Source organism: Pararhizobium sp. A13, assembly GCF_040126305.1.
Lineage (GTDB): Bacteria > Pseudomonadota > Alphaproteobacteria > Rhizobiales > Rhizobiaceae > Pararhizobium.
In genome coordinates this window covers 2,663,083-2,687,755 of record NZ_CP149510.1, presented here as the reverse complement: position 1 = coordinate 2,687,755, position 24,673 = coordinate 2,663,083, and the positions used below count along the sequence as shown (strand labels likewise).

The window sequence follows — 24,673 nt, the reverse complement described above, 5'->3', positions numbered from 1 at the left end:
CGAACCGGGTTTCCCGGCCACGCCCAAAATCTGTTTTACGCCTGCCGACGAGGCAGGCGCGGTCTCTCCAACGGTCTCAGCGGTAAGGCGAGTCCATTGCGATGTTACGGGCGATTTCCCGTTCCCAACGATCGCCGTTGGCAAGAAGACGATCCTTGTCGTAATACAGCTCTTCGCGTGTCTCGGTGGCGAACTCGAAGTTCGGGCCTTCGACGATCGCGTCCACCGGACAGGCTTCCTGACAGAAACCGCAATAGATGCACTTCACCATATCGATGTCGTAGCGGACCGTGCGGCGCGTGCCATCGTTGCGGCGCGGGCCGGCTTCGATGGTGATCGCCTGGGCAGGACAGATCGCCTCGCACAGCTTGCAGGCGATGCAGCGTTCTTCGCCGTTTGGATAACGGCGCAGGGCGTGTTCGCCGCGGAAGCGCGGGCTGACGGGGCCTTTTTCGAACGGGTAGTTCAGCGTCGACTTCGGCGCGAAGAAATAGCGCATCGACAGGAAGAACGCGCCGACGAATTCCTTGAGGAACAGCGAACTGACGGCTTGCGACAGACTTGCCATCATCAACCTCCAAACATGCCGGCCTGGGAGGCGCCGGCGAATTTTGCGAAACGGGAAACGGACATCAGGCCCACACCACCAGTTTCAGCACGACTGCAACAATGAAGACCATGGCGAGCGACAGCGGAAGGAAGACCTTCCAGCCGAGCCGCATCAGCTGGTCATAGCGGTAGCGCGGCACGAAAGCCTTCACCATGGCGAACATGAAGAACACCATCGACGCCTTCAGGATGAACCAGATGACGCCCGGGACCCAATTGAGGAACCAGACATCGACCGGAGGCAGCCAGCCGCCGAGGAACAGGATCGTCGTCAGCGCGCACATCAGGCAGATGGCGGCATATTCGCCGAGCATGAACATCATGTATGGGGTCGAGCCATATTCAACCATGAAGCCGGCAACCAGTTCCGATTCCGCTTCGACGAGGTCGAAGGGCGGACGGTTTGTTTCAGCCAGTGCCGAGATGAAGAAGACGATGAACATCGGGAACAGCGGCAGCCAGTACCAGTCGAGGAACGAGCCGGGCAGCCCGATCATGGTGCCAAGACCGTCACGCTGCGAATCGACGATATCGGTGAGGTTCAGCGAACCGGCGCAAAGCAGAACGGTGACGATGACGAAGCCGATCGAGACTTCGTAGGAGACCATCTGCGCTGCCGAGCGCAGCGCGCTGAGGAACGGATATTTCGAGTTCGATGCCCAGCCGCCGATGATGACGCCATAGACTTCAAGGGAAGATATGGCGAATACATAAAGGATGCCGACATTGATGTTTGCCATCACCCAGTTCGCATTGAGCGGAATGACGGCCCAGGCAGCCAGCGCCAAGGTGACGGAAACCAGCGGCGCCAGCAGGAACAGCACCTTGTTGGAGCCCGCCGGGATAACCGGTTCCTTGAAGACGAACTTCAAAAGATCGGCGAAGGACTGGAAAAGACCCCAGGGGCCTACCACATTCGGTCCACGGCGCATCTGCACCGCCGCCCAGATCTTGCGGTCGGCGAGCAGAATATAGGCGATGAAGATCAGGAGCGCGACCAGAAGCAGAAGCGACTGCGCGATCATGAGGGCCGTTGGCCACACATAGGTCGAAATGAAAGCGTCCATTTTCGTCTTATTCCCTCGCGCTCATTCCGCCGCAGCTTTGAAGTTGTTGCGTGCCAAAGCCGAACATTCGGCCATGACGGCGGATGCGCGTGCTATCGGGTTCGTCAAATAGAAGTCTTTGACCGGAGACGCAAATACCGATTTGGCCATCTCACCGGCTTTTTGTCCGAGTGCGGCAATTTCACCGCTGGCGCCAGGTGCAATCGTATCGATCTCGGCGAAATGCGGATGGGTCGCATAGAGCTTCGCGCGCAATTCACTCAGCGAATCAAACGGCAGGCGCTTGCCCAGCACGTCTGACAGCGCGCGGATGATCGCCCAGTCCTCGCGGGCATCGCCCGGTGCGAAGCCGGCGCGGTTGCCCATCTGGACGCGGCCTTCGGTATTGACCCAGGTACCCGATTTTTCCGTATAGGTCGCGGCCGGCAGGATCACGTCGGCACCATGCGCACCTTCGTCACCATGCGAGCCGATATAGACAGTGAAGCCGGCGGTCTTGCCCGAGAAATCCATTTCGTCAGCGCCGAGCAGGAACAGAACATCGGTCGCGGTCAGCATTTCGTCGGCAGTCTTGCCCCCCTCACCCGGCAGGAAACCGAGATCGAGACCACCGACGCGGGCAGCTGCGGTGTGCAAGACGGCAAAACCGTTCCAGTCGGCAGTGACCGCGCCAACAGCACCAGCGAGCTTGGCTGCTGCGGCCAGAACCGAAGCACCATTGCCGCCTGAGATGGCGCCCTGGCCGACGATGATCATCGGACGCTGCGCCTTCTTCAGGACGCTGAGGAACTTGCCCTTGCCGCCAACCAGTTCGGCAAGCGTATCCGTGCCGGCACCGAGATATTCGTAGGAATAGCGAAGCTCGGCCTGCTCGCCGATCACGGCGATCGGGAAGTTGGCCATCCGGAAGCGCTTGCGGATACGGGCGTTCAGAACCGAGGCCTCGAAGCGCGGGTTCGAACCGATGATCAGCAGCGCGTCGGCGCTTTCGATGCCCTGGATCGTCGGGTTGAAGATGTAGCTCGAACGGCCGAACGACGGATCGAGCGCTGCGCCATCCTGGCGGCAGTCAATGTTCTTCGAGCCGAGCGAAGAGATCAGTTCCTTGAGCGCATACATTTCCTCGACCGAGGCCAGATCGCCGGCGATGGCACCGATCTTGTCGCCGCTGGTCTTGGCGACGGCAGCCTTGATCGCGGCAAAGGCTTCGTTCCAGCTCGCAGGCTGCAGGCGGCCGTCCTTCTTCACATAGGGACGGTCGAGACGCTGGGTCTTCAAGCCATCCCAGATGAAGCGGGTTTTGTCGGAAATCCACTCTTCGTTGATCTCTTCATTGACGCGCGGCATGACGCGCATCACTTCGCGGCCGCGCGTATCGACGCGGATCGCCGAGCCGACTGCGTCCATCACATCGATCGATTCGGTCTTGCCGAGTTCCCACGGCCGGGCGTTGAAGGCATAGGGCTTCGAGGTCAGAGCGCCGACCGGGCAGAGGTCAACGACGTTGCCCTGCAGCTCCGAGGTCATCGCCTGCTCGAGATAGGTGGTGATCTCGGCATCTTCGCCGCGGCCGATCAGGCCGAGTTCGGCAATGCCGGCAACTTCGGTGGTGAAGCGGACGCAGCGCGTGCAGTGGATGCAGCGGTTCATCACGGTCTTGACCAGCGGGCCGATATATTTGTCTTCGACCGCGCGCTTGTTCTCATTGTAGCGGGTCGAATCGACGCCGAAGGCCATGGCCTGGTCCTGCAGATCGCATTCGCCGCCCTGGTCGCAGATCGGGCAGTCGAGCGGATGGTTGATCAGCAGGAATTCCATGACGCCCTCGCGGGCCTTCTTGACCATCGGCGTGGTCGTGAAGACTTCCGGCGCTTCGCCATTCGGGCCGGGACGCAGATCGCGCACACCCATGGCGCAGGAGGCTGCCGGCTTCGGCGGCCCGCCCTTCACCTCGATCAGACACATGCGGCAGTTTCCGGCGACCGACAGCCGCTCATGAAAACAGAAGCGCGGAACCTCGGCGCCGGCCTCTTCGCACGCCTGCAGCAGCGTGAAATGATCCGGTACCTCGATCTCTTTTCCGTCGACTTTCAGCTTTGCCATCTTCGCACTCAATCCTGTCGTTCATTCGCCAGCCAAAGCCGCGAACAGATATTATAAAGGCACGCTAACCTCTTGAACGAAAACCGTTTCCGATTGCCGTTCGAAACTCAATCTCAACCCTTCACCAGGGTCTTTGCCTGCTCGACCCAGCCGTCGCGCGCGATGCGGCCGCCAAAACCGAGCTGCTCGTCGAAACGCTTCACGTCCTTATCGCTCCACGACGCGACATCCGCATAACGCCGGACGCCCATGCCGTTCAGCACCTGCTCCAGCTTCGGGCCGATACCCGAAATCCGCTTCAGGTCATCGGCCTGCGTTTCGACAACGCGGGCCGTAGCCTTCTGTCGCTTCGGCTTTTCAGCCGTTGCCGGAGCGGTCTCTACCGGCTGGGCCTTGACTGGTGCAGTCTTTACAGGCGCAGACTTCGCCGGTGTAGACTTAACCGGGGCAGGCTTGATCGGCTCTGCCTCAACTGGCTTCGCAGTCTCCGCCACCGGCGCCGTATCCGCCGCCTTGGCAGTGCTTGCTACCAGTTCGGCAGGCTCCGCCGCGGGTTTTTCCTCCGCTGCGGCGCCGGTTTTCTGCGCCGTCCCGGCCATTCCCTGCATCGCCCCGAACATGAAGCCGGCGATGTGGCTGGTGACACCGAGACCGATCGCGGTTGCTGCCGCCATCGCCACCGCCGGATGCTGCATCAGCGGATGCAGCGGCACCTTCGGCATGTCCTTCAGCCACTCGGTCATGCCGAACGGGTCGTTTCTTCCGGCCGGGGAGCCGATGGAAGGACCGGCAGATCCTGCCCGTGTACCCTTGTCTGCTTCCTGTTCCGGCCTGTTCATATCGCTTACTCCGCCGCTTGCAGCACCGCCCCATGCGATGTCGAATTCCGCGTGTATTCGTCGATGCGCTTTTCCATCTCAGGACGGAAATTGCGGATCAGGCCCTGGATCGGCCATGCCGCCGCGTCGCCGAGCGCGCAGATCGTGTGACCTTCGACCTGCTTCGTCACATCGAACAGCATGTCGATCTCGCGCTTCTGGGCGCGGCCCTGGACCATGCGCTCCATGACGCGCATCATCCAGCCGGTGCCTTCGCGGCACGGCGTGCACTGGCCGCAGCTCTCATGCTTGTAGAAGGCAGCCAGCCGCCAGATTGCCTTGATGATGTCGGTCGAGCGGTCCATGACGATCACGGCCGCCGTGCCGAAGGACGACTTCACATCGCGCATGCCGTCGAAATCCATCGGCGCATCGATGATGTCCTCGGCCTTGACCACCGGACAGGACGAGCCGCCCGGAATGACTGCCAGAAGATTGTCCCAGCCGCCGCGGATGCCGCCGCAATGGCGCTCGATCATCTCTCGGAACGGCACACCCATCGCATCTTCGAAGGTGCACGGCCTGTTGACGTGGCCAGAAACCATGAACAGCTTCGTGCCGACGTTGTTCGGACGGCCGATCGCGGAGAACCAGCCAGCGCCACGGCGCAGGATCGTCGGCGCAACGGCAATCGATTCAACGTTGTTGACGGTGGTCGGGCAGCCGTAGAGACCCATATTGGCCGGGAACGGCGGCTTCAGGCGCGGCTGGCCCTTCTTGCCCTCGAGGCTTTCGAGAAGTGCTGTCTCTTCGCCGCAGATATAAGCGCCGGCGCCGTGATGGACGTAGATGTCCATGTCCCAGCCGTGCTTGTTGTTGATGCCGAGAAGGCCGGCGTCATAGCATTCATCGATCGCCGCCTGCAGCGCCTCGCGTTCGCGAATATATTCACCGCGAACGTAGATATAGGCCGTATGCGCCCCCATGGCGAAGCTCGCGACCAGGCAGCCTTCGATCAGCGTATGCGGATCGTGGCGCATGATGTCACGGTCCTTGCAGGTGCCCGGCTCCGACTCGTCGGCGTTGACGACCAGGTAATGCGGCCGGCCGTCACTTTCCTTCGGCATGAAGGACCATTTGAGACCCGTCGGGAAGCCGGCGCCGCCACGGCCGCGAAGACCCGACGCCTTCATCTCGTTGATGATCCAGTCACGGCCTTTTTCCAGGATCTGCTTGGTGCCATCCCAATGGCCACGGCTGATCGCGCCCTTCAGCGACTTGTCGTGAATGCCGTAGATATTGGTAAAAATGCGATCTTTATCGTCGAGCATGGTTCACCTAACTTATCGCGGCTTCTTGCCGAAGACTTTGATGTATTCGGCTTCGCCGCCCTTGGCCAGCGCCTTGGCTTGCTTGACCCAGTCGTCACGGTCGATGCGGCCCTTGAAATTCAGATAGCCGTCCACCCATTCGCGCTCGGCCTTCTTCCAGCCGGCGACCTGCGCGTAGGTGAAAATGCCGAGTTCCTGCAGGGTCGCCTCGATCTTCGGACCGACGCCCGAAATCAGCTTCAGGTCATCCGGGGTCGCCGGCCTCTCGACGCCAGCGGGACGGTTCTTGTCCTGGAGCGATGGCTTTGCGGCAGCTGCCGTCGGCTTGGCGGCGACGGCACCTTCAGCCTTGGTGTCACCGGCAACCTTGTCGTTCGCCGCGGATTCCGCCTTTGCCGTTGCCGGCGTCTTCAGCGTCGGATCGGTTTCAGGCGCATCGGTCTTCGGACGCGCCGCATAGGACGGAGGCACGCTTACAGCCGCCTCCCCGCCCGCCTTTTTGGCGCGCGGCGCAGCAGGCTTCTTTTCAGGTGTCAGCAGCGTTGTCGGGCCACCTACCGGCGCGGAGTAGATACGGTCGATCTGCGGTCCCGGCTTGACGTCGGAGCCCTTGCCTGCGTCGAAACGGTCGATGATATATTCCAGCTGCGGAACCGTCAGGTCTTCATAGGTGTCCTTGAAGATCATCACCATCGGCGCGTTCACGCAAGTGCCCTGACACTCCACCTCTTCCCAGGAAAGCGTACCCGCCTCATTCGGCGTCAGCGGCTCGGGATGGATGCGCTTCTTGCAGAGGTTGATCAGGTCCTCGGAGCCGCGCAGCATGCAGGGCGTCGTGCCGCAGACCTGCACATGGGCGCGCGTACCGACCGGCTTCAGCTGGAACTGGGTGTAGAAGGTCGCAACTTCGAGCACGCGGATATAGGGCATGCCGAGCATATCGGCGACGCTTTCGATCGCCGCCTTGGTGACCCAGCCGTCCTGTTCCTGCGCCCGCATCAACAGCGGAATGACCGCTGATTGCTCGCGACCCTTCGGGTATTTCTTGATCGTTGCCTTTGCCCAGACAGCATTGTCCTTGCTGAAGGCAAAGCTCGCTGGCTGGACATTTTCCTCGGCTAGTCGACGAACGGACATTCTTCCCGCACCTTATCAGTTAATCGAACCGCACCGCGACTTCGTCAGGGAGACGAACTCGCAGGCATAGGCTGACTGGTCTTTTTGCAAAAATACGATGTAGCGCGTGCCGTTCGGCACCGCGGCCCTGATCTCATAGCCCTGGCCCAGAAGCCGGCCGATGCCGCTGCCCGACGAACCGCTGATGCTTGGATCACCGGTGTCCGGCGCAGTCTCCTGCGCGAGAGCCGGCGCTGCCGCAAGCATCGATCCGCAAAGCATCAGGGCAATCAAACGCATCAACGGTCTACCTCGCCGAATACGATATCGAGCGAGCCAAGAATGGCCGATACGTCGGCCAACTGGTGGCCACGACAGATGTAATCCATCGCCTGCAGATGCGCGTAACCTGGGGCACGGATCTTGCAACGGTAGGGCTTGTTGGTGCCGTCGGAGACGAGATAGACGCCGAATTCACCCTTCGGTGCTTCGACGGCCGCGTAAACCTCACCCTCGGGCACGTGATAGCCTTCGGTATAGAGCTTGAAATGGTGGATCAGCGCTTCCATCGAGCGCTTCATCTCGCCGCGCTTCGGCGGCACGATCTTGCCGTCGAGCGACGAAACCGGTCCGATCTTGGCGTCGCCGAGCAGGCGATTGACGCACTGGCGCATGATCTTGGCCGCTTCGCGCATCTCGATCATACGGATCAGGTAACGGTCGTAGCAATCGCCATTCTTGCCGATCGGGATGTCGAAATCCATGTCGGCATAGCATTCGTAGGGCTGCGCCTTGCGCAAGTCCCAGGCGGCGCCCGAGCCACGCACCATGACGCCTGAGAAGCCCCAGGCCCAGGCGTCGTCGAGGCTGACGACGCCGATGTCGACGTTGCGCTGTTTGAAGATGCGGTTGCCGGTGAGCAACTCATCGATATCGTCAACGGTCTTCAGGAACGGGTCGATCCACTTGCCGATGTCTTCCACCAGTTCATGCGGCAGGTCCTGATGCACGCCGCCGGGACGGAAATAGGCCGAGTGCATGCGCGCGCCGCAGGCCCGCTCGTAGAAAACCATCAGCTTTTCGCGCTCTTCGAAGCCCCAGAGCGGCGGCGTCAGCGCGCCGACGTCCATAGCCTGCGTCGTGACGTTCAAAAGGTGCGACAGGATACGGCCGATTTCCGAATAGAGAACACGGATCAGCTGGCCGCGGATCGGCACTTCGGTGCCGGTCAGCTTCTCGACCGCCAGCGCAAAGGCATGTTCCTGGTTCATCGGCGCGACATAGTCGAGCCGATCGAAATAGGGCACGGCCTGCAGGTAGGTCTTGGTCTCGATCAGCTTCTCGGTGCCGCGGTGCAGCAGGCCGATATGCGGATCGACACGCTCGACGATTTCGCCATCGAGCTCCAGCACGAGACGCAGCACGCCGTGCGCCGCCGGATGCTGCGGTCCGAAATTGATATTAAAATTACGGACGTTATGTTCGTTCATGCCGCTTGCTCCAAGCCGGAAAGGCCCTCGCTCTTGCGGGACCGCCGGCCTTCCTTGTCACTTCGCGTTTGCTTTTTCGTCACCGGGCAGAACGTAGTCCGTCCCTTCCCAAGGTGACATGAAGTCAAAGTTGCGGAATTCCTGCTTCAGTTCGACCGGCTCGTAGACGACCCGCTTGGCTTCGTCGTCGTAGCGCACTTCGACGAAACCGGTCGTCGGAAAGTCCTTGCGCAACGGATACCCCTCGAAACCGTAGTCGGTGAGGATACGGCGCAGGTCCGGATGGCCGGTGAAGAGGATGCCGTACATGTCGTAGGCTTCCCGCTCGAACCAGTCGGCGCCCGGATAGACGGCGCAGGCGGACGGGACCGGCTGGTCTTCGCCGGTCGCGACCTTGATGCGGATGCGCAGGTTCTGCTTCGGCGACAGGAGATGATAGACGACATCGAAACGGTCGGGGCGCTGCGGCCAGTCCACACCGCAGATATCGGTAAAATTGACGAAACCGCAGCGGGCGTCGTCACGCAGGAAGGTCAAAAGCGCAATCAGATTGTCCGAGGTCGCCGTCAGCGTCAGTTCGCCGAAGGTGATGGTGGCGTCGGAAATCAGCGCGCCGCGGGTTTCGCGGATGTAGGTCGCCAGTGCGTTCAGGGCTTCACTCATGATCAGGTCCCCTGCCCTTACCGTTCGATCGTGCCTGTGCGGCGGATCTTCTTCTGCAGCAGAAGCACCCCGTAGAGGAGAGCCTCCGCCGTGGGAGGACAGCCTGGCACATAGATATCGACCGGCACGACGCGATCACAGCCGCGCACCACCGAATAGGAATAATGATAATAGCCGCCGCCATTGGCACAGGAGCCCATCGAGATGACGTAGCGCGGCTCGGGCATCTGGTCGTAGACCTTGCGCAGAGCGGGTGCCATCTTGTTGGTCAGCGTGCCGGCGACGATCATCACGTCGGACTGGCGCGGCGAGGCGCGCGGCGCAAAGCCGAAGCGCTCGGCGTCGTAACGCGGCATCGACATCTGCATCATTTCGACCGCGCAACAGGCCAGACCGAAGGTCATCCACATCAGCGAGCCGGTGCGGGCCCAATTGATCAGCTCGTCCGTCGAGGTAACCAGAAAACCCTTGTCGGCGAGCTCATTGTTGATCTCGCCGAAGAATTTGTCATTGCTGCCGATCGGCTTGCCGGTCGAGGGATCGACGATCCCTTTCGGCTTTGGCGCAACGAGCGTGGTGCCGGAGGTCAGTTCCATTCCAGCGCTCCCTTCTTCCATTCATAGATAAAGCCGATGGTGAGGACACCGAGGAAGACCATCATCGACCAGAAACCGAACCAGCCCATCTCCTTGAACGAAACGGCCCAGGGGAACAGGAACGCCACTTCAAGATCGAAGATGATGAAGAGAATCGACACGAGATAGAATCGGATGTCGAACTTCATGCGGGCGTCGTCGAATGCGTTGAAGCCGCATTCGTAGGCCGACAGCTTTTCATCGTCGGGCGCCTTGTAGGCAACGGCAAACGGCGCAATCAGCAGCGCCAGGCCGATAACCAACGAAATGCCGATGAAAATCGCAATCGGAATATAGGAGCCGAGAAGGTCTGTCATTGTATCCGTCCCTGCCTGCGAGGCGCGCTGGAGAAGCGCAAAAACAAAGCTCACAGGCCGAAAAATTATGTTGCAACGCCACCGTCGTTAGCGCAGCCAGCGCCGCTGTGCAAGCCTTCAGAACGGTTTTCATCCCCTTCTACGGGCGGAATGAAGGCCGGCCAAAAGCTAGCATCCCGCGCAGGCACGCGCAAATCCCGCAAAACCTCCACGGAAGGAGGCACCACAGACCGCAACCGCCTTGCCCGACAACCCAGAGACATATGGTCGCGCGCGGTAAAATCGATTGAAATCGTGGGCTGGACGCAAAAATGGGGGTGAGCCGATGGCGCTGCCTTACGACCTTGGAGATGCCGCAATACCGCATAGCCACTATCCTGGATTTGCATAGGCGCAAGGCATCTGCCTTCCCGCGAGCGCGCGCCGCACATCGAAGACTCACCCGCGGAAACCGTGCGGCAGAAAATCATCGCAGCGGCCATAGAGCTTTGCATCCACCTCAAACCACGATCGATCGACATCTGAAAGATCGGTCCGAGCGGCTGCGCGCGGCAGAGCCGCTTCGCTGTTTTCCGTATCGTGAATTTTTTGATTTTAAAGAGAAAAATGGCGCGAGTGACGGGGCTCGAACCCGCGACCTCCGGCGTGACAGGCCGGCACTCTAACCGACTGAGCTACACCCGCGCACTGTGGATGGAAAACCCGGATTGGCGCAAAAGCGCTTTCCTTGAAATGGCGCGAGTGACGGGGCTCGAACCCGCGACCTCCGGCGTGACAGGCCGGCACTCTAACCGACTGAGCTACACCCGCACTTCATTTCAAGCAATCCGAATGCTTTCGCATCCGCTCGAACCGGACTGGCCGTTTCGATGAGCGGCTAACTACGGGGTTCGTCTTTTAGTGTCAAGCAGGTTTGGAGACAAAACGATGACAGCCGGCGAATTGTTTCCACAGGGGCGAAAAAGCGCAATGGAAATTGCGCCAGAGACTGGGGAGCCGCTCCTCTCCCTGACGCGTTCATCGACCGGCGCGCCGCCTTTCGCCGTATCGAAGTCCCTGCCGTTTTCCACAACGCGTTCATCGCCTTGTTGCCGGGTTTGTTCGCGGCCGCCTGCAAAAAAATCAAAAAATCTTTGCAAACACTCTTGCGGTTTTTCGCCGATACGCATAGATCACGGCCACCGACGCGGCGGACACTGGTCCTGCTTCGCGAAGGGCGATTAGCTCAGTTGGTAGAGCGCCTCGTTTACACCGAGGATGTCGGGAGTTCGAGTCTCTCATCGCCCACCATTTATCCCCTAAGCACATCACTGGTTTTCATCACGACACGACGCATGGTCGCAAAAGCTTTCTTGTGAGCGGTGCTCGTCGCCCTTGCCAATAGACGGCGACATCGCCATGTGTTGGCGGATGAAAAGGTGGGGGCGATCGCGTTCCGTCCGCCGGTGCGTCATGGTTGACGGGGTTACAAATAACAGGGGATGCCCATGAGGAATGCGATTTTGACCGTAGCGCTTGCCGCGGGGCTTGCCGCCTGCACTGCCATGCCGGAACTTGCGCCGATTCCCGGCAGCATCACCTATAATGGCCAGCCGGCAACAAAACTGGCCAAGGCGCCGGTTGGCAGTGTGGTGCGCCACCGGCTGAACGACGAATACGGCCAGCCCTCCGAAGAGACCTATGTCATACAGCCTGACCGGTCGCTGAGGCTCGTGCGCAGGGACAGAGTTTTCGACGACCTGTGAACGGGAAAACATCGTTTTGAGCGACGCCCACGGGTGTGCCAGCAGGAAGACATGATTTCCAGGGGAAAAGCTGTTCAGCGATTCGCGTCTGACTTCGAGAAGACGCGAGAATCCCGTCAAACGGTTTCCTTCTTTCGCACCGGCGTCTTGCGCTTCGGCTCTTCCGGCGCCTCGGGCAAATACGGCTTTTCCCCTTTCGGCATAGGCGCAAGCAGGTTCTTCAACGCCGACAGCCGGTCCTTCAGCAGCGGCCGGAACCGCGTCGCGCGATAGGGCATGTCAGCCGCGCCGTAGCCTTCCGGACCGTCGTCGTTGCCGCGGTGGATTTCCGCCAGCTTGACGCCGATGAACTCGCCATCGATATAGTGCTTGTAGGGACCAACCCACCGGATTGTATAGATCTGGCCCTTGCGAATGCCCTGATCGATCGAAACATGCTTGAACGTGTCGTTGATGCAGACGACCTTCTGTCCGACATGAAAATTATACATCACGAAATCCTTCTGCCCGGCCTCTCCAAGCGAATGCGGCCGGCAAGGTCTTGACGATCAAATAACTCTGGTCGGCCTCGCATTGCAACGAACAAAGCGCCGTGATGACAGCCGGCTCCGCACGCCTCACCGAACTGGCATGCAATCAACCTCAAGCGAAAACGCCTGCCGCCTCGGCAACGCCAACCAGCCGCGATGCCGAAAACCTCATTTTCCCTGATACTGGCTGTCCGTCACGGGCTCCATCCAGTCCACCGCCTTTCCATCAAGCGCCTCCTGGATGGCGATATGGGTCATGGCCGTCGTGACTGCCGCGCCGTGCCAGTGCTTTTCGCCCGGCGGAAACCAGACGACGTCCCCTGCGCTGATCTCGCGGATCGGTTCGCCCCACACCTGCGCAAGCCCGCTTCCGGAGGTGACGATCAAGGTCTGGCCGAGCGGATGGGTGTGCCAGGCCGTGCGTGCGCCCGGTTCGAAGGTGACGGACACGCTGCGCATGCGGGCCGGTTCCGGCGCATCCATGATCGGGTCCTGCCGGACGCTGCCGGTAAAATAGTCCGGTGACGGCTTGACCGACGGCCGGGATCCGGAGGGTTTGATCTCCATGGCAAATGGCTCCTTGGTTCGACAAATCTGTCATGCCCATCGCCGCTTCGGGAATGGAAGCGGCGTTACAATCGACCATACCTTGCATATCGCTGCCGCCGAATCGAGCCCGTCACCGAGCGGGAAAAACGGGAATCAGCAATCAAAGCGTGTGGATCGTCACATCCGGGCAGGCCGCGCGGGCAATATCGCACAAATGCTGATGGTGGGTCAGGTAGATCACCTGCCCGACCTGCGCCATGTCCGCCATCAGTCCGAAGGCATGCTGCGCGCGGCCGTCATCGAAGGTTTCCATGATGTCGTCGGCAATGAAGGGCAGAGATTCGCGCGTTGCGGCAACCTCGTGATAGCCGGCGATGCGCAGCGCCAGGTAGAGTTGGAACCGCGTGCCCTTGGAAAGATCCCGAGCCATTTTCGACCCGCCACCGGCAGCATTGGCGATCAGGAATTCTTCGCCCTTCTCCGCCTGCGTCGTCAACCCCTCGTAGTCGCCGCCGCTGATGGCGCTGAAGGCCGCAGATGCTCGCTGCATCATCGCGCTGCGATGGCGCTCGCGATAGAGCCTGAGCGCCGTTTCACCGGCAAGGATGCCGACGCGCAGCCGCAGATAGGCCGTCGCGCGGTCCTCGATTTCGGCAAGCACCGTACGGCGGCGTTCGTCGATATGGGCTGCCGCATCGCCTCCGCCGATGGCAGCAAGCGCCTTTTCCGCATCTCGGCGCTCGGCATGCAGTTCACTTGCGTCCCGGTCGCATTGCTCCCACCGCGACTGCAACTCCGCCATCTCCAGCTGCAGGCAGTCCTTATCGACCGAACTCAAGATCATTTCTGCCTCGTCGGCGAATCCGACGCCCAGACGGGCGGCAAGATCGGCTTCAGCTTCCGCAATCCGCTCCCGAATCCGCCCGCGCGCCTTGGCCGCCTCCAGATGCACGCCAACGTCGACCAGCGTAGCGCAATCGAACAGATCGAGCATGCTGCGCTTGTGCACGTCATGACGCTGCCGCGTTTCGATCAAAGCACTCCGCTCGGCTGCGCGCGCACCATTCTCGTCAGAAAGCCGCCTGAAGTAAGCCTCCTGCCTGTCGGCACCGGCAAGCCGTTCGCGTATCGCCTGAAAAACAACCAATGGCTCCTCGGATGTCGGCAATGAAAGCCGTTTGGCGAGCGCGCCGACGGTGGCTGCAAAGACCACCTGATCCCTGCGCATGCCATCGATACGATGGTCCAGATCCGCCTTGCGCTGGATGAGCCTGTCCAGATCCCGGAGGACGGCAAGCACCGGAACGATCTCCTGTGGAGACAAAGTCCGGCCGCCCCCGGCCAGCCATGTTGCGCCAATCGTTTCATCCCACCGCGCTGTCCAGTCTGACATTTCAGCGTCGGCCGAGGACCATGCGGCATCTCGCGCACGCAGAGCCGCTTGCGTCCGCTCCACCGTCTCGGCGGCGGCGGCATGAGCGCGATGAGCCGACTGCAGAGCGGTCATGGTGCGCTCGGCGAAAGCGATCGCGTCCTCCAGGCGCTTCGGCATGTCATTTTTCACGCCACGTTCTTCAAACGTCCGGGTCAAACGCACCAGCGCCTTTTCCTCGTCCGCCACTGCAAGACGCAAATCCTGCTGCGCCCCGCGAAGCTGATTGCGCGCGTCCAGCGCGGCTGCCCGCCGGGCAAGCCACGCCACAAGCTGGTTCAGTTTCGTATCCTCCGGAAGGCCACAGCGGCGGGCTGCTGTCGAAATCTCCGTCCTTAGATCCGCAATCGCGCCAAGAGCGGCCTGATGCTGCTGCCGCCATGCCGCAAGCTTGCCGTTGCGCTCGGCAATCGACAGCGAAAGGGCCCTTGCCTGGGCAAGGTCTTCCGATCGCGCCAGCCGCAGCGCCGCCGCCTCGTCGTCTTTCCTGAGTGCAGTTTCGAAAGCACGCGCCGTTTCGCCATCCAATCGCCCGGCATGCGCCTGCCAGGCATGATCCCTCTCCCGCCGAAGCGTCAACGCCGCATCATCGGCCGCAAAACCCCCGGTACGGGTCAGTTCCGCCAGCCTGGCCTCCTCCGCAGCGGCCAGCGCAGTCTCGTCAGCAACCCGGTCATCGAGGCGCTTCAGCTGTTCCGTCAATGTCGATCGCCGCGCCGTCCACTCGGCGATATCGGCATCCTCGGGGGGGGCCAGAGCCGCCAGGTTGTCCGCATCCATTGGGAAGGGTGCGAGCGCTGCAAGCTTGTCGGCCAATTGGTCCGCGAGCGCGGCAATCTGCCGGTTCGCCGCCTGCTGCCGCAGCAGGCAATCATTCTGTCGGAGAGTTTGCAGAATATCGACAAGATGCGCCGGGTCGCCGGAACCTGCAGCAGGATCCGATTCCGTCAGCGCTGCCTGGATCTTCACGGCCTCGCCGCTTGCTTCCGCGGCAAGTTGCCGTTCGCGTGCAGCAGTGATCAGACGCTCGTTCACGGCGGAGTGCTTCTGCGCCAGATCCTGAATACGCCCGGTGACGGCCGCCGACAAAATGAGTGCGGCCGGGTCTGGCTCATCGGTACGGTCCAGGCGCGCAAGACACACAAAGATGTCGGCATCGATCTTGCCGCGCTCATCGAGGCGATTTGGCATGTCGCTCGCAGCAGTCCGGTGGCGCGCTTCCAGCCCTGAGCGCTCCAGGTCGCGGATGTCTGCCGCAAGGGCGAGCACGGCATCGTCCCGCTCGATCGCTGCGATCTCGGCTGCCCGCCGGTCGATATCGCTTTCCAGCTGTTCCAGCCGAGCGCCGATTTCGGCTTCCTCGCGCTGCAACGCCGGCAGCATGGTGTACCAGGCCGAAGGGGGCTCGGGCCCGTCGCCGAAAGCGCCAAGCTCGGCGCGCAAGCCTCGCAGCCGGACCAGAAGCGGCAGTCCCTCGATGCGGTCGCGGGCATGATCGAGGGAAACGCGCAGTTCCGCCCGCGCTTTTACCGCAGCCTCGTGTCGTTCCGCGGCCACATCCCGCGTCTTGCGCAGGCCGGCGAATTCACGCGCATTGACGTCGATTTTGCTCTTTTCCTCCTTCAGTGCGTCCAGTTCCGTCTTCAACTCGCCCAGTAGATGTTTTTGCCCTCGCGGCTTGTAGAAGGCATCGGCCTGCGCCCTCAGACCGGAGAGGATGGCGCTGCTATCCGGCAGGCCGGAACTGGCGGAAAACAAAAGGGCACCGAGCTCTCCTTCGCTTTTCAGGATGCTTTCGCCGCCCTTCTCGATGCTGTCGTCGTCAAGCGAAAACATCATCTGGTAGGTTGCCCGATCGATCGAGCCAAGGGCCGCCGAAAACAGGTTGTCCGGCAAGGGCTGGTCGTCCGGCCCCAGAAGCGAGTTCTGATTGCGCTTCAACCTTGAGACAGAATGCACCTTGCCGCCGGTCTCGATCACACCGCCAACGCGCATTGTCTGGTAGGGATGCAGGAAACCGTAGCCGCTCAACCGTTCGATGCCGAACAGCAGGTCGAGAAAGGCAGAAAACAGCGTTGATTTTCCCGCCTCGTTCGGGCCGTAGACGAGGTGAAAATCCGGGCGCCTGGGAGGTGCAACGCCGAACTCCAGGCTGCGTCCGGTGAACTTGCCATAGCGGACGAGATCGAGACGACTGAGACGCATCAGCGATCCGCCTCGCCTGCCCCGCCGTGCAGATAGGCAAGAACATCGTCACTGCCGGCAAGCGCAATCGCTTCCGCGAACCGCTTCGCGGCCTCCTCGTCACCTGCCAGGCTATCGCGCAGCTCACGCGGCAGCTGCAGCAGGAGTTCGTCCAACATGGCGCCCGTTTCCCGGCGAAAGGCGTGGGACGGCAGGACGTCGGAACGGATCAGGGCCGCCAGTTCCTCGACCGGGTCGGGACCGGACAGGGACGCACCCGCCTCGATGCCCCGGCATTCGATATCGATCTTCTCGATCCAGCAGCAGGTGAGACCCGCTGCCAGATTGGAGAGTTCAGCCAGCAGGAAATCCGGATCGCGCCTGAGCTTCCAGGCAAGCGGCGTTGAGCCCGTCAGGGAAAGTCGAAGGATGAGATGATCCGCCATTGAGCGGCTTCTCAGCGACGACAGCACTTCCCCCACCGTCTCCAGCATCTGCCGCCAGTCCTGCGCGCCGCCGAGATCGACGAAAACGCGCTCGAAGACGGCCTGCCCGATCTCACGCTGCCGATGCGCGAACCGGCCGTCGTCCCCGACAGTCACCAGCGTTACGGTTTTCGGGCCGGCTTCGTTGATGTCGCGGCCCTGTGGCATGCCCGGCATGACAATCAGAGGTGTCTCAGAGTGCACCTGCCGCAGGTGGACATGGCCCAGCGCCCAATAGTCGAAACCATGCCGCGCAAGCGCTGCGACACTGCATGGCGCGTAGGGATCGTGCCCCGGGGCGCCCGCCAGGCTGGTGTGCAGCATGCCGATGTTGACGGCGTCGGCTACCGGCCCCTGAAAGGACGAAAGTAAGCTTTCGGGCGCGTGAGGATTGTCGAAGCCGACGCCGTGGATGTAGACCTCGCGTCCATTCTCGAGCGTCTTTGCCAATATCGGTTTCACACGCCCTGAGAAAAGATGGACGTTTGAGGGAAGTGTCAGTTCTTTTTTGATGGTGGACTGGGAATCGTGATTGCCGCGGATCAGGAAGACGCGGATCCCGGCGGCCTCCAGTCGGCGCAGTTCGCTCGCCAGATAAAGCGCCGTGTTCATCGATGTCTGCGAGCCGTCGTAGAGATCACCGGCAATCAGCAGGGCATCGACGTTTTCCGCCAGGCACAGATCGACGATCCTGGCGAGCGCCGTCCGCGTCGCTCCGCGCAGCAGTTCGGCAAGCTCCGGATTTTTCAACGCCAGACTGCGCAAGGGGGAATCGAGATGAAGATCGGCGGTGTGGACGAAACGGAACGGCATGGCCGACCATGGCCCGGGCCTCGGGGCCGCGTCAATGCCGGGCGACACTGCCCGCGCGACTATTCAGCGCTTTCGTTCTTCTCGCCATTTTTGGGGAGATATGAGACCCGAGACCAGGAGCGTGAGAATACGCTTGACTATGAACCCATAAGGGCCGTCATTTGACATGGCACCTCATAATATCCATATAAAACCCATGAAATCCACTTTCGAAGTCTCCGACAAGCTCTTTGAGCTCTATCACCGGGTTCACCGGCTCATCAACGAATCGATGACCGAGGAAGGCGTGTCGCTGGCACGTAGCAAGTTCCTGTTTTTTCTGAGCAAGCTCGGCCCCTGTCGGTCGACCGACATAGCCTGTGCGCTCAATTTCGCGCCGCGCACCGTAACGGAAGCGATCGACGGGCTTGAGCGCGACAAGCTGGTGGTGCGCAAACCCGATCCGGAAGACCGCCGGGCCAAGATTGTCTCGATCACCGACGTCGGCCGCATCGTGCTGGAAGCGGCCGAACATCCGCGGAAACAGCTGATCGAGGAAATCTTCTCCGCGCTCGATGACGAGCAGCTTGACCAGATGCACGACATCGTCAGCCGCCTCGTCGCCAAGGCCGACGAAATCCGCAAGCGCAAGGAAGACGGCGGGGACGAGATTGCCGCTGAATAGCACCATATCTCGCAGGTCACATTGCAGCTGAAACAGAAAAGGCCGGGACATCATATCCCGGCCTTTTCCGTAACTGGTACAGACACGATTACATCGCGTTCATCGTACCGATCTGGAAGAACAGCGTTTCGCCGGAGGAGTCGTCCACGCCGTCATTGTCGGTGACGACATAGCCATTGCCAGCCGCATCGACGGTGAAGCCTTCGACCTTGTCGACGACATACCCGCCGAGAGCCTTCAGGTCAGGAACGAGGTCGCGGACCTCTTCCTTCTTGACGACGGGCAGTTCGCCGCCGAGCTTGGCCGGCTTCAGATCGGCGAGCGCCACGCGGTAGATCTTCTTCAGCTTGGCCGCGTTGCCGATCAGATTGTCGCGCTCGATGATATAGGCGTGATCGCCATGGACGGTGATTTCCGAAAGACCGACCCAGCCTTCTTCTGACTTGTCGAGCGGATAGCGCACGGCACCCCATTCCTCCGAAGCCGGCTTGTAGGAGACGAGCTTGACGAAGCCCTTCTCGTCATCCTTCCACTCGCGCTGCACGGCCATCCACAGCGTCTGTTCGTCGCCTTCGCCGACGCTGGTGATGCCTTCGAAACCGTAGCGGACTTCGTTGGCGCGCAGCTCTTGCGGAAGCGCGATCTCCTTTTTGATCTGGCCCTTGGCATTCACCTGCAGCAGGGCGTGCGAATAGAGCTTGTCGGAATTGCCTTCCGAGGCGAGCCAGAAGCCGTCACCATCGGCGACGATGCCTTCGATGTCGAGCTTCTGGGCCGGAGCGCCGTCGCGGGTGATGGTGAGCGCATCGGTGATCACGGCAGGCGTCTGCGTGGCGTCGATCGTGAAGATGCGCGGCTGCGCGGAATAGATGGAGTCGTTAACGGCATAAAGCATGCCCGGCTTGTCCTTGATCGCGGCAAGACCGGAGAGAGCGCCGAAGCCAATCGGCAAACCGCCCTTGTCGGCCGACGTGATCTGCGGATAGGCAGCGGCGCCTTCGGCCCGCTCATAGATCATGACGTGCGAGCGAGCACCGCCGTCTTCCACCAGGTCAACCTCATTGGCGGTCGCCAGCAGATTGCGGCCGGGAATGGCAACGCCGCCTTCCGGTGAAACGCCCGAGGGCAGGATCTGCTTGAGTTGCGGATCGGCACCAGTGTCCTTGTAGACGCCAACCACGGAGGCGCGCTCGGCAAGAACGAAGAACAGCTTGTCTTCGCCGAAGGTCGCGGCCTCCAGGCCTTCGGGCTCGATGCCCTTGGCGGACGAGCGCTTGTCCGGATAGTGGCCGATCGCGGCCACCGCATGCTCGAAGCTGCTGCCCGATTCGAACACGACCTTTCCGGACTTGTCGAAGATGGTGAAGCCGCGCGAGCCGCCCTCGTAGTCGCCTTCATTGGCGACGACCAGACGGTTGTCGTCGAGCCACTTCACCGCATCCGGCTCGCGCTTAACGTCCTTCAATTCGCCGGTGAAAGCGAGGGTGCCGTCACGCTTGTCATCGACGCCAGAGAGGTTCGTCGTGCCGGCCGAGAAATGTGTCTTCACCGTGCCGGTCGTGCCGTCGATGATGACGATATGGTTGTTTTCCTGCAGCGTCAGCGCGATCTCGTTCTGGCCATTGAAGGCGACGAATTCCGGCTCCGGATCATCACCTGCGACGTCCGCGAGACCGGTCAGGGTCACGTGCTTGATCGAGGCGCAATCGGCAGTACCATCCTTCAGCGAGACGATCACAAGGTCGCCGGCCGGCATCTGCGGGATTTGGCCATCATTGACGTCCTCGTCGCGCTCGTTCTCGATGGCGATGACAGCCAGAGTCTTGTCCTTGTTGATCGCGACCGAGTCCGGCTGTCCGCCAAGATCGCACTTCGCGTCCAGCTTCTTCGTCGCCAGATCGACGGTGGCGAGGAAGCCCGACGGCTTGACGAAACTTTCGCGTGTGTTGACGGCGACCAGCGCCTTTGGTCCGGCGATCGCGACCGAGGTCGGCTCGCCTTCGAAAGACAGAATGCCGCCGGCCTTCGGTGTCGTCGGATCGGTGATGTCGATGAAGCCGATCGCCTTCAACGGGCTGTCGGAATAGACGAGCATGTTGCCGTCTTCGCTCGCGGTGATGATTTCAGCGGAGGTCACGGATTTCCTGTCGGCGTCGGCCGGAAGATTGTCGGCGACGGCAAACGCGGCGATGCGATTGAAAACCGGCTCCGCGCTGGCACTGGACGCAGTCGAGGCGGCAAGCACGGCGGCAAGTGCTGCGGTGAGTGAAAATGCCTTCATGGGGATCCCTCCAGATAAATTAAATACGAAGGGGTTGTGATCGCACCGTGTAACACGCGCATGACAGCCGATGCACATTGGAAGTGCCGGGGCAAGCGAGACGAACAGGGGTAAAGCAGATGCCGCAAAGTCATGACCTCCACCAGAGGTGGAGGTTTGAAACGCTGCGCTTGAACCACGAGAAGTGGTTTTGTTAGCGCTTAGTAGCTACGCTTGAAGAGGTCGGCAAAGTCGGAAGCTTTGTCGGCCTTTTCCTGATTACGGATGTATTGTCTGACGACCTGCTCATTCTAGCCCGTCGTCGAGACGAAATAGCCGCGTGCCCAAAAGTGATACCCGCCGCTTGCGGGCATATTTGTTGGCACATAAAGAGCGGTCTTGCCTTTCAGAAAGCCGACAATATGCGCCACTGAGTATTTCGGCGGGATCGATATCAGCATGTGCACATGGTCGGGCATCAATTGGCCCTGCTCGATCTGGCAGCCCTTTTGCAGCGCCAGCCGACGTCGGAGTTCACCAAACTCACGCCGTCCGTCCCCGTAGAGTCTTTTCGTCCGGTATTTGCTGCCAAAGACCACATGATATTTGCAGTCCCAGGTCGCATGTGAGAGCGATTGGTCATCCATATAACCTCCATGTTTGAATGTCTTGGCCACGCCAATGGTTCAAGCAGGAGGTCTCTCAACTATCGTGTAGAACTCGTCCAGTCCTCCGCCGTAGGTGGAGGTTTCCTTTGCATGCAACGAAAAGAGGCCCGGGAAAACCCGGGCCTCAAATCAACCTGCCATCGAACCGCCGGCGTTGCCGCCACGGTGCTGCAGATGAAACATGAAACTTAGTTTACGGCGTCCTTCAGACCCTTGCCGGCAGAGAACTTGGGCACGTTGCGTGCCGGGATGTCTACTTCTGCGCCGGTGGACGGGTTGCGACCCTTGGATGCTTCGCGACGGCTGACCGAGAAATTACCGAAGCCGACGAGACGAACGTCGCCGCCGTTCTTCAGTTCCACCTGGATAGCGTCGAAGATTGCATCAACTGCAGAAGATGCGTCCGTCTTCGAAAGTCCGGCCTTCTCGGCAACTGCTGACACGAGCTCATTCTTGTTCATGTTTCCACCCCTTTCAATACTGGTTCGAAACGACTCAAATTTTAAGCCGGGGGCAGCATACGCAAGACCCTCGCCTTGGCAAACCCAATCGCTCCGAATCCCTAGGAATGCAAGGCTTTGCGGGAGGTTTTACATAAAAAAGACCGGCAAAAATGCCGGTCTTCCACTATTTATGTTCCAAATCGATCCCCGTATGGTTGCGGGCATCATTTGACGTTCACGTCAAGTGCCTAGTGGGCAATCGACACTGCGGTGTCATCGGCCGGATCAGCCGCCGCGATCGGAACCACCTGCTTGGACGGATCCCACTCGATCGCCACCGGAACCCGCAGCAGCGCGTGGCTCAGAACCTCGCCGATATGCGAGACCGGGATGATCTCCATGTTGTTCTTCACGTTGTCCGGAATATCCGCCAGATCCTTGGCGTTTTCTTCCGGGATCAGCACCTTCTTGATGCCGCCGCGAAGGGCAGCAAGCAGCTTTTCCTTCAAACCGCCGATCGGCAGGACGCGGCCGCGCAGGGTGATTTCACCCGTCATCGCCACATCCTTGTTGACCGCAATGCCGGTCATGATCGAGACGATCGCGGTTGCCATCGCCACACCTGCGGACGGACCGTCCTTCGGCGTCGCACCTTCCGGCACGTGCACGTGGATATCGCTTCGATCGAACAACGGCGGCTCGATACCGAAATCGATGGCGCGCGAGCGGACATAGGAGGCCGCCGCCGAGATCGATTCCTTCATCACGTCCCTGAGGTTACCGGTCACCGTCATGCGGCCCTTGCCAGGCATCATGACGCCTTCGATCGTCAGCAATTCGCCACCGACCTCTGTCCAGGCGAGACCCGTGACGACACCCACCTGATCGGTACGCTCGGCTTCGCCGTGGCGATAGCGCGGAACGCCCAGATAGTCCTGGATGTTCTCCGCCGTCACCTCGACCTTGTCGGTCTTGCCCTTGAGGATTTCCGTCACGGCCTTGCGGGCGAGCTTCATCAGCTCGCGCTCGAGGCTGCGCACGCCGGCTTCGCGGGTGTAGGTCTGAATGACTCCCCTCAGGGCGCCGTCCGTAACCGAGAACTCCTTGGCCTGCAAGGCGTGATCGGCAATCGCCTTCGGCAAGAGGTGCCGCTTGGCGATTTCCAGCTTTTCCTCTTCCGTGTAACCGGCGATGCGGATCACTTCCATGCGGTCCATCAGCGGCGCCGGAATATTCAGCGTGTTGGCCGTGGTGATGAACATTACGTTCGACAGGTCATATTCCACTTCGAGATAGTGGTCCATGAAGGTCGAGTTCTGTTCCGGATCCAGCACTTCGAGCAGAGCCGAGGACGGGTCGCCGCGGAAATCCTGGCCCATCTTGTCGATTTCGTCGAGCAGGAAGAGCGGATTGGACTTCTTCGCCTTCTTCATCGACTGGATGACCTTGCCGGGCATCGAGCCGATATAGGTGCGGCGGTGACCGCGGATCTCGGCCTCGTCACGAACGCCGCCGAGTGCCATGCGGATATATTCGCGGCCGGTCGCCTTGGCGATCGACTTGGCAAGCGAGGTCTTGCCGACGCCCGGAGGGCCGACGAGGCACAGGATCGGGCCCTTGATCTTCTGAGAACGCGCCTGCACGGCAAGATATTCGATGATCCGTTCCTTGACCTTGTCGAGGCCGAAATGATCGTGTTCGAGCACTTTTTCGGCGTGGTTTAGGTCGGTCTTGACCTTCGACTTCTTGCCCCACGGAATGCCGAGCAGCCAATCCAGATAGTTGCGCACGACGGTGGCTTCCGCCGACATCGGGCTCATCTGGCGCAGCTTCTTGACTTCCGCGTCTGCCTTTTCACGGGCTTCCTTGGAAAGCTTGGTCTTGGTGATGCGGTCCTCCAGCTCGGCCATCTCGTCGCGGCCTTCCTCGCCGTCGCCGAGTTCCTTCTGGATCGCCTTCATCTGTTCGTTCAGGTAATATTCGCGTTGCGTCTTCTCCATCTGGCGCTTGACGCGCGAGCGGATGCGCTTCTCGACCTGGAGAACGGAGATTTCGCCTTCCATGAAGCCAAGGGCCTTTTCAAGGCGCAGCTTGACGCTCGTCGTCTCGAGCATTTCCTGCTTTTCGACGATCTTGATGGAGAGATGCGAAGCAACCGTATCGGCGAGCTTCGAATAGTCTTCGATCTGGCTGGCAGCGCCGACGACTTCCGGAGAAATCTTCTTGTTGAGCTTCACATAGCTCTCGAATTCGGAGACCACCGAGCGGCTGAGCGCCTCGATCTCGACGGGATCTTCTGCAGGCTCCGGCAGCGCATGCGCCATTGCCTCGTAGAACTCTTCGCGACGGGTATAGCCGTCGATCTCGGCGCGTGAACGGCCCTCGACCAGAACCTTGACGGTGCCATCGGGCAGCTTCAGGAGCTGAAGCACGTTGGCGATCGTGCCGATCTGGTAGATCGCAGAGGCTTCCGGATCGTCGTCGCTCGCATTGATCTGGGTCGCAAGCATGATCTGCTTGTCGGTACCCATGACCTCTTCCAGCGCGCGGATCGATTTTTCACGGCCGACAAACAGAGGCACGATCATGTGCGGGAACACCACGATGTCGCGCAGCGGCAGCACCGGATAGGTCGCGCTCTCAATTGCCGGAGACGTTTTGTTCGTCATGTCATTTCCTTTCCGTCCCGTTTCCGGGCCCGTTACCCGAAGCGTTCAAGGGCGCTTCGGGTCCTCATTCTTTCCACTGTCA

Annotated in this window: 21 protein-coding genes, 3 tRNA genes and 1 pseudogene; 3 read left to right on the top strand and 22 right to left on the bottom strand. The window is 60.8% G+C overall.

Annotated elements, in window-relative coordinates; genetic code table 11:
* Positions 1–76 precede the first annotated feature (76 nt).
* The 14 genes from nuoI to WI754_RS13145 form a co-directional block, all read right to left on the bottom strand.
* Positions 77–568, bottom strand: coding sequence for an NADH-quinone oxidoreductase subunit NuoI (gene nuoI / locus WI754_RS13210; RefSeq protein WP_037212686.1), 492 nt, complete (start codon positions 566–568; stop codon positions 77–79).
* 64 nt (positions 569–632) lie between these two features.
* Complete coding sequence (gene nuoH / locus WI754_RS13205; protein ID WP_349433897.1) at positions 633–1,676, bottom strand: NADH-quinone oxidoreductase subunit NuoH; 1,044 nt, start codon at positions 1,674–1,676, stop codon at positions 633–635.
* Between the two features lie 21 nt (positions 1,677–1,697).
* Positions 1,698–3,779, bottom strand: a complete 2,082-nt coding sequence (gene nuoG / locus WI754_RS13200) for an NADH-quinone oxidoreductase subunit NuoG (protein ID WP_349433896.1) — start codon at positions 3,777–3,779, stop codon at positions 1,698–1,700.
* A gap of 113 nt (positions 3,780–3,892) precedes the next feature.
* Entirely contained in the window at positions 3,893–4,618 is a 726-nt protein-coding gene (locus WI754_RS13195) for an NADH:ubiquinone oxidoreductase (RefSeq protein WP_349433894.1), read from the bottom strand.
* A gap of 5 nt (positions 4,619–4,623) precedes the next feature.
* Entirely contained in the window at positions 4,624–5,928 is a 1,305-nt protein-coding gene (gene nuoF, locus WI754_RS13190; protein ID WP_349433892.1) for an NADH-quinone oxidoreductase subunit NuoF, read from the bottom strand.
* 12 nt (positions 5,929–5,940) lie between these two features.
* The gene (locus WI754_RS13185; RefSeq protein WP_349433891.1) at positions 5,941–7,065 is read right to left on the bottom strand and encodes an NADH-quinone oxidoreductase subunit E; all 1,125 of its coding nucleotides are present in this window, start codon (positions 7,063–7,065) and stop codon (positions 5,941–5,943) included.
* Positions 7,066–7,080: 15 nt separating this feature from the next.
* Positions 7,081–7,344 (bottom strand): hypothetical protein, encoded by a 264-nt coding sequence (locus WI754_RS13180; RefSeq protein WP_349433890.1) that lies wholly within the window; start codon positions 7,342–7,344, stop codon positions 7,081–7,083.
* Positions 7,344–8,534 (bottom strand): NADH-quinone oxidoreductase subunit D, encoded by a 1,191-nt coding sequence (locus WI754_RS13175; RefSeq protein WP_349433889.1) that lies wholly within the window; start codon positions 8,532–8,534, stop codon positions 7,344–7,346. Before WI754_RS13175 ends, WI754_RS13180 begins: the two co-directional genes overlap by 1 nt.
* A 57-nt stretch (positions 8,535–8,591) precedes the next feature.
* Entirely contained in the window at positions 8,592–9,197 is a 606-nt protein-coding gene (locus WI754_RS13170) for an NADH-quinone oxidoreductase subunit C (RefSeq protein WP_349433888.1), read from the bottom strand.
* A gap of 17 nt (positions 9,198–9,214) precedes the next feature.
* Positions 9,215–9,793 (bottom strand): NADH-quinone oxidoreductase subunit B, encoded by a 579-nt coding sequence (locus tag WI754_RS13165; RefSeq protein ID WP_037121869.1) that lies wholly within the window; start codon positions 9,791–9,793, stop codon positions 9,215–9,217.
* Entirely contained in the window at positions 9,784–10,149 is a 366-nt protein-coding gene (locus WI754_RS13160) for an NADH-quinone oxidoreductase subunit A (protein ID WP_026203374.1), read from the bottom strand. Before WI754_RS13160 ends, WI754_RS13165 begins: the two co-directional genes overlap by 10 nt.
* Before the next feature lie 607 nt (positions 10,150–10,756).
* Positions 10,757–10,833, bottom strand: a tRNA-Asp gene (locus WI754_RS13155).
* Between the two features lie 49 nt (positions 10,834–10,882).
* A tRNA-Asp gene (locus WI754_RS13150) sits at positions 10,883–10,959 on the bottom strand.
* Positions 10,960–11,030: 71 nt separating this feature from the next.
* On the bottom strand, positions 11,031–11,318 hold the full coding sequence (locus tag WI754_RS13145; protein WP_349433887.1) for a hypothetical protein: 288 nt from the start codon (positions 11,316–11,318) through the stop codon (positions 11,031–11,033).
* A 45-nt stretch (positions 11,319–11,363) separates the two neighbouring features.
* Between WI754_RS13145 and WI754_RS13140 the strand changes: the two genes are divergently transcribed.
* Positions 11,364–11,439: transfer RNA gene (locus WI754_RS13140), tRNA-Val, on the top strand.
* A 197-nt stretch (positions 11,440–11,636) separates the two neighbouring features.
* Positions 11,637–11,894: a hypothetical protein gene (locus tag WI754_RS13135; protein WP_349433886.1), complete on the top strand. Its 258-nt coding sequence runs from the start codon at positions 11,637–11,639 to the stop codon at positions 11,892–11,894.
* Between the two features lie 116 nt (positions 11,895–12,010).
* On the opposite strand, the gene WI754_RS13130 is transcribed toward WI754_RS13135, so the two are convergent.
* The 4 genes from WI754_RS13130 to WI754_RS13115 form a co-directional block, all read right to left on the bottom strand.
* Positions 12,011–12,388 carry a CAP-Gly domain protein gene (locus WI754_RS13130; protein WP_349433885.1) on the bottom strand — a complete coding sequence of 126 codons (378 nt, stop codon included), beginning with the start codon at positions 12,386–12,388 and terminating at the stop codon, positions 12,011–12,013.
* 204 nt (positions 12,389–12,592) lie between these two features.
* Positions 12,593–12,991: a cupin domain-containing protein gene (locus WI754_RS13125; protein ID WP_349433884.1), complete on the bottom strand. Its 399-nt coding sequence runs from the start codon at positions 12,989–12,991 to the stop codon at positions 12,593–12,595.
* 142 nt (positions 12,992–13,133) lie between these two features.
* Positions 13,134–16,610 carry an AAA family ATPase gene (locus WI754_RS13120; RefSeq protein WP_349433883.1) on the bottom strand — a complete coding sequence of 1,159 codons (3,477 nt, stop codon included), beginning with the start codon at positions 16,608–16,610 and terminating at the stop codon, positions 13,134–13,136.
* Positions 16,610–17,887, bottom strand: coding sequence for an exonuclease SbcCD subunit D (locus WI754_RS13115; protein ID WP_349433882.1), 1,278 nt, complete (start codon positions 17,885–17,887; stop codon positions 16,610–16,612). The genes WI754_RS13120 and WI754_RS13115 overlap by 1 nt, the downstream gene beginning before the upstream one ends.
* Positions 17,888–18,083: 196 nt before the next feature.
* Here WI754_RS13115 and WI754_RS13110 point away from each other — a divergent pair, with 196 nt between their 5' ends.
* The gene (locus WI754_RS13110) at positions 18,084–18,551 is read left to right on the top strand and encodes a MarR family transcriptional regulator (protein WP_349433881.1); all 468 of its coding nucleotides are present in this window, start codon (positions 18,084–18,086) and stop codon (positions 18,549–18,551) included.
* Between the two features lie 88 nt (positions 18,552–18,639).
* On the opposite strand, the gene WI754_RS13105 is transcribed toward WI754_RS13110, so the two are convergent.
* The 4 genes and pseudogenes from WI754_RS13105 to lon form a co-directional block, all read right to left on the bottom strand.
* Positions 18,640–20,832 carry an esterase-like activity of phytase family protein gene (locus WI754_RS13105; RefSeq protein ID WP_349433879.1) on the bottom strand — a complete coding sequence of 731 codons (2,193 nt, stop codon included), beginning with the start codon at positions 20,830–20,832 and terminating at the stop codon, positions 18,640–18,642.
* 200 nt (positions 20,833–21,032) lie between these two features.
* Positions 21,033–21,458: pseudogene (gene tnpA, locus WI754_RS13100) on the bottom strand (IS200/IS605 family transposase).
* 209 nt (positions 21,459–21,667) lie between these two features.
* Positions 21,668–21,940, bottom strand: coding sequence for a DNA-binding protein HupB (hupB, locus tag WI754_RS13095; RefSeq protein ID WP_037121853.1), 273 nt, complete (start codon positions 21,938–21,940; stop codon positions 21,668–21,670).
* A 230-nt stretch (positions 21,941–22,170) separates the two neighbouring features.
* Positions 22,171–24,591, bottom strand: coding sequence for an endopeptidase La (gene lon, locus WI754_RS13090; RefSeq protein WP_349433878.1), 2,421 nt, complete (start codon positions 24,589–24,591; stop codon positions 22,171–22,173).
* Positions 24,592–24,673: the final 82 nt, after the last annotated feature.

Coding starts and splice junctions, on each gene's coding strand:
- nuoI (WP_037212686.1), bottom strand. CDS start 568: ATGGCAAGTCTGTCGCAAGCCGTCAGTTCGCTGTTCCTCAAGGAATTC.
- nuoH (WP_349433897.1), bottom strand. CDS start 1,676: ATGGACGCTTTCATTTCGACCTATGTGTGGCCAACGGCCCTCATGATC.
- nuoG (WP_349433896.1), bottom strand. CDS start 3,779: ATGGCAAAGCTGAAAGTCGACGGAAAAGAGATCGAGGTACCGGATCAT.
- WI754_RS13195 (WP_349433894.1), bottom strand. CDS start 4,618: ATGAACAGGCCGGAACAGGAAGCAGACAAGGGTACACGGGCAGGATCT.
- nuoF (WP_349433892.1), bottom strand. CDS start 5,928: ATGCTCGACGATAAAGATCGCATTTTTACCAATATCTACGGCATTCAC.
- WI754_RS13185 (WP_349433891.1), bottom strand. CDS start 7,065: ATGTCCGTTCGTCGACTAGCCGAGGAAAATGTCCAGCCAGCGAGCTTT.
- WI754_RS13180 (WP_349433890.1), bottom strand. CDS start 7,344: ATGCGTTTGATTGCCCTGATGCTTTGCGGATCGATGCTTGCGGCAGCG.
- WI754_RS13175 (WP_349433889.1), bottom strand. CDS start 8,534: ATGAACGAACATAACGTCCGTAATTTTAATATCAATTTCGGACCGCAG.
- WI754_RS13170 (WP_349433888.1), bottom strand. CDS start 9,197: ATGAGTGAAGCCCTGAACGCACTGGCGACCTACATCCGCGAAACCCGC.
- WI754_RS13165 (WP_037121869.1), bottom strand. CDS start 9,793: ATGGAACTGACCTCCGGCACCACGCTCGTTGCGCCAAAGCCGAAAGGG.
- WI754_RS13160 (WP_026203374.1), bottom strand. CDS start 10,149: ATGACAGACCTTCTCGGCTCCTATATTCCGATTGCGATTTTCATCGGC.
- WI754_RS13145 (WP_349433887.1), bottom strand. CDS start 11,318: ATGCGTATCGGCGAAAAACCGCAAGAGTGTTTGCAAAGATTTTTTGAT.
- WI754_RS13135 (WP_349433886.1), top strand. CDS start 11,637: ATGAGGAATGCGATTTTGACCGTAGCGCTTGCCGCGGGGCTTGCCGCC.
- WI754_RS13125 (WP_349433884.1), bottom strand. CDS start 12,991: ATGGAGATCAAACCCTCCGGATCCCGGCCGTCGGTCAAGCCGTCACCG.
- WI754_RS13120 (WP_349433883.1), bottom strand. CDS start 16,610: ATGCGTCTCAGTCGTCTCGATCTCGTCCGCTATGGCAAGTTCACCGGA.
- WI754_RS13115 (WP_349433882.1), bottom strand. CDS start 17,887: ATGCCGTTCCGTTTCGTCCACACCGCCGATCTTCATCTCGATTCCCCC.
- WI754_RS13110 (WP_349433881.1), top strand. CDS start 18,084: ATGAAATCCACTTTCGAAGTCTCCGACAAGCTCTTTGAGCTCTATCAC.
- WI754_RS13105 (WP_349433879.1), bottom strand. CDS start 20,832: ATGAAGGCATTTTCACTCACCGCAGCACTTGCCGCCGTGCTTGCCGCC.
- hupB (WP_037121853.1), bottom strand. CDS start 21,940: ATGAACAAGAATGAGCTCGTGTCAGCAGTTGCCGAGAAGGCCGGACTT.
- lon (WP_349433878.1), bottom strand. CDS start 24,591: ATGACGAACAAAACGTCTCCGGCAATTGAGAGCGCGACCTATCCGGTG.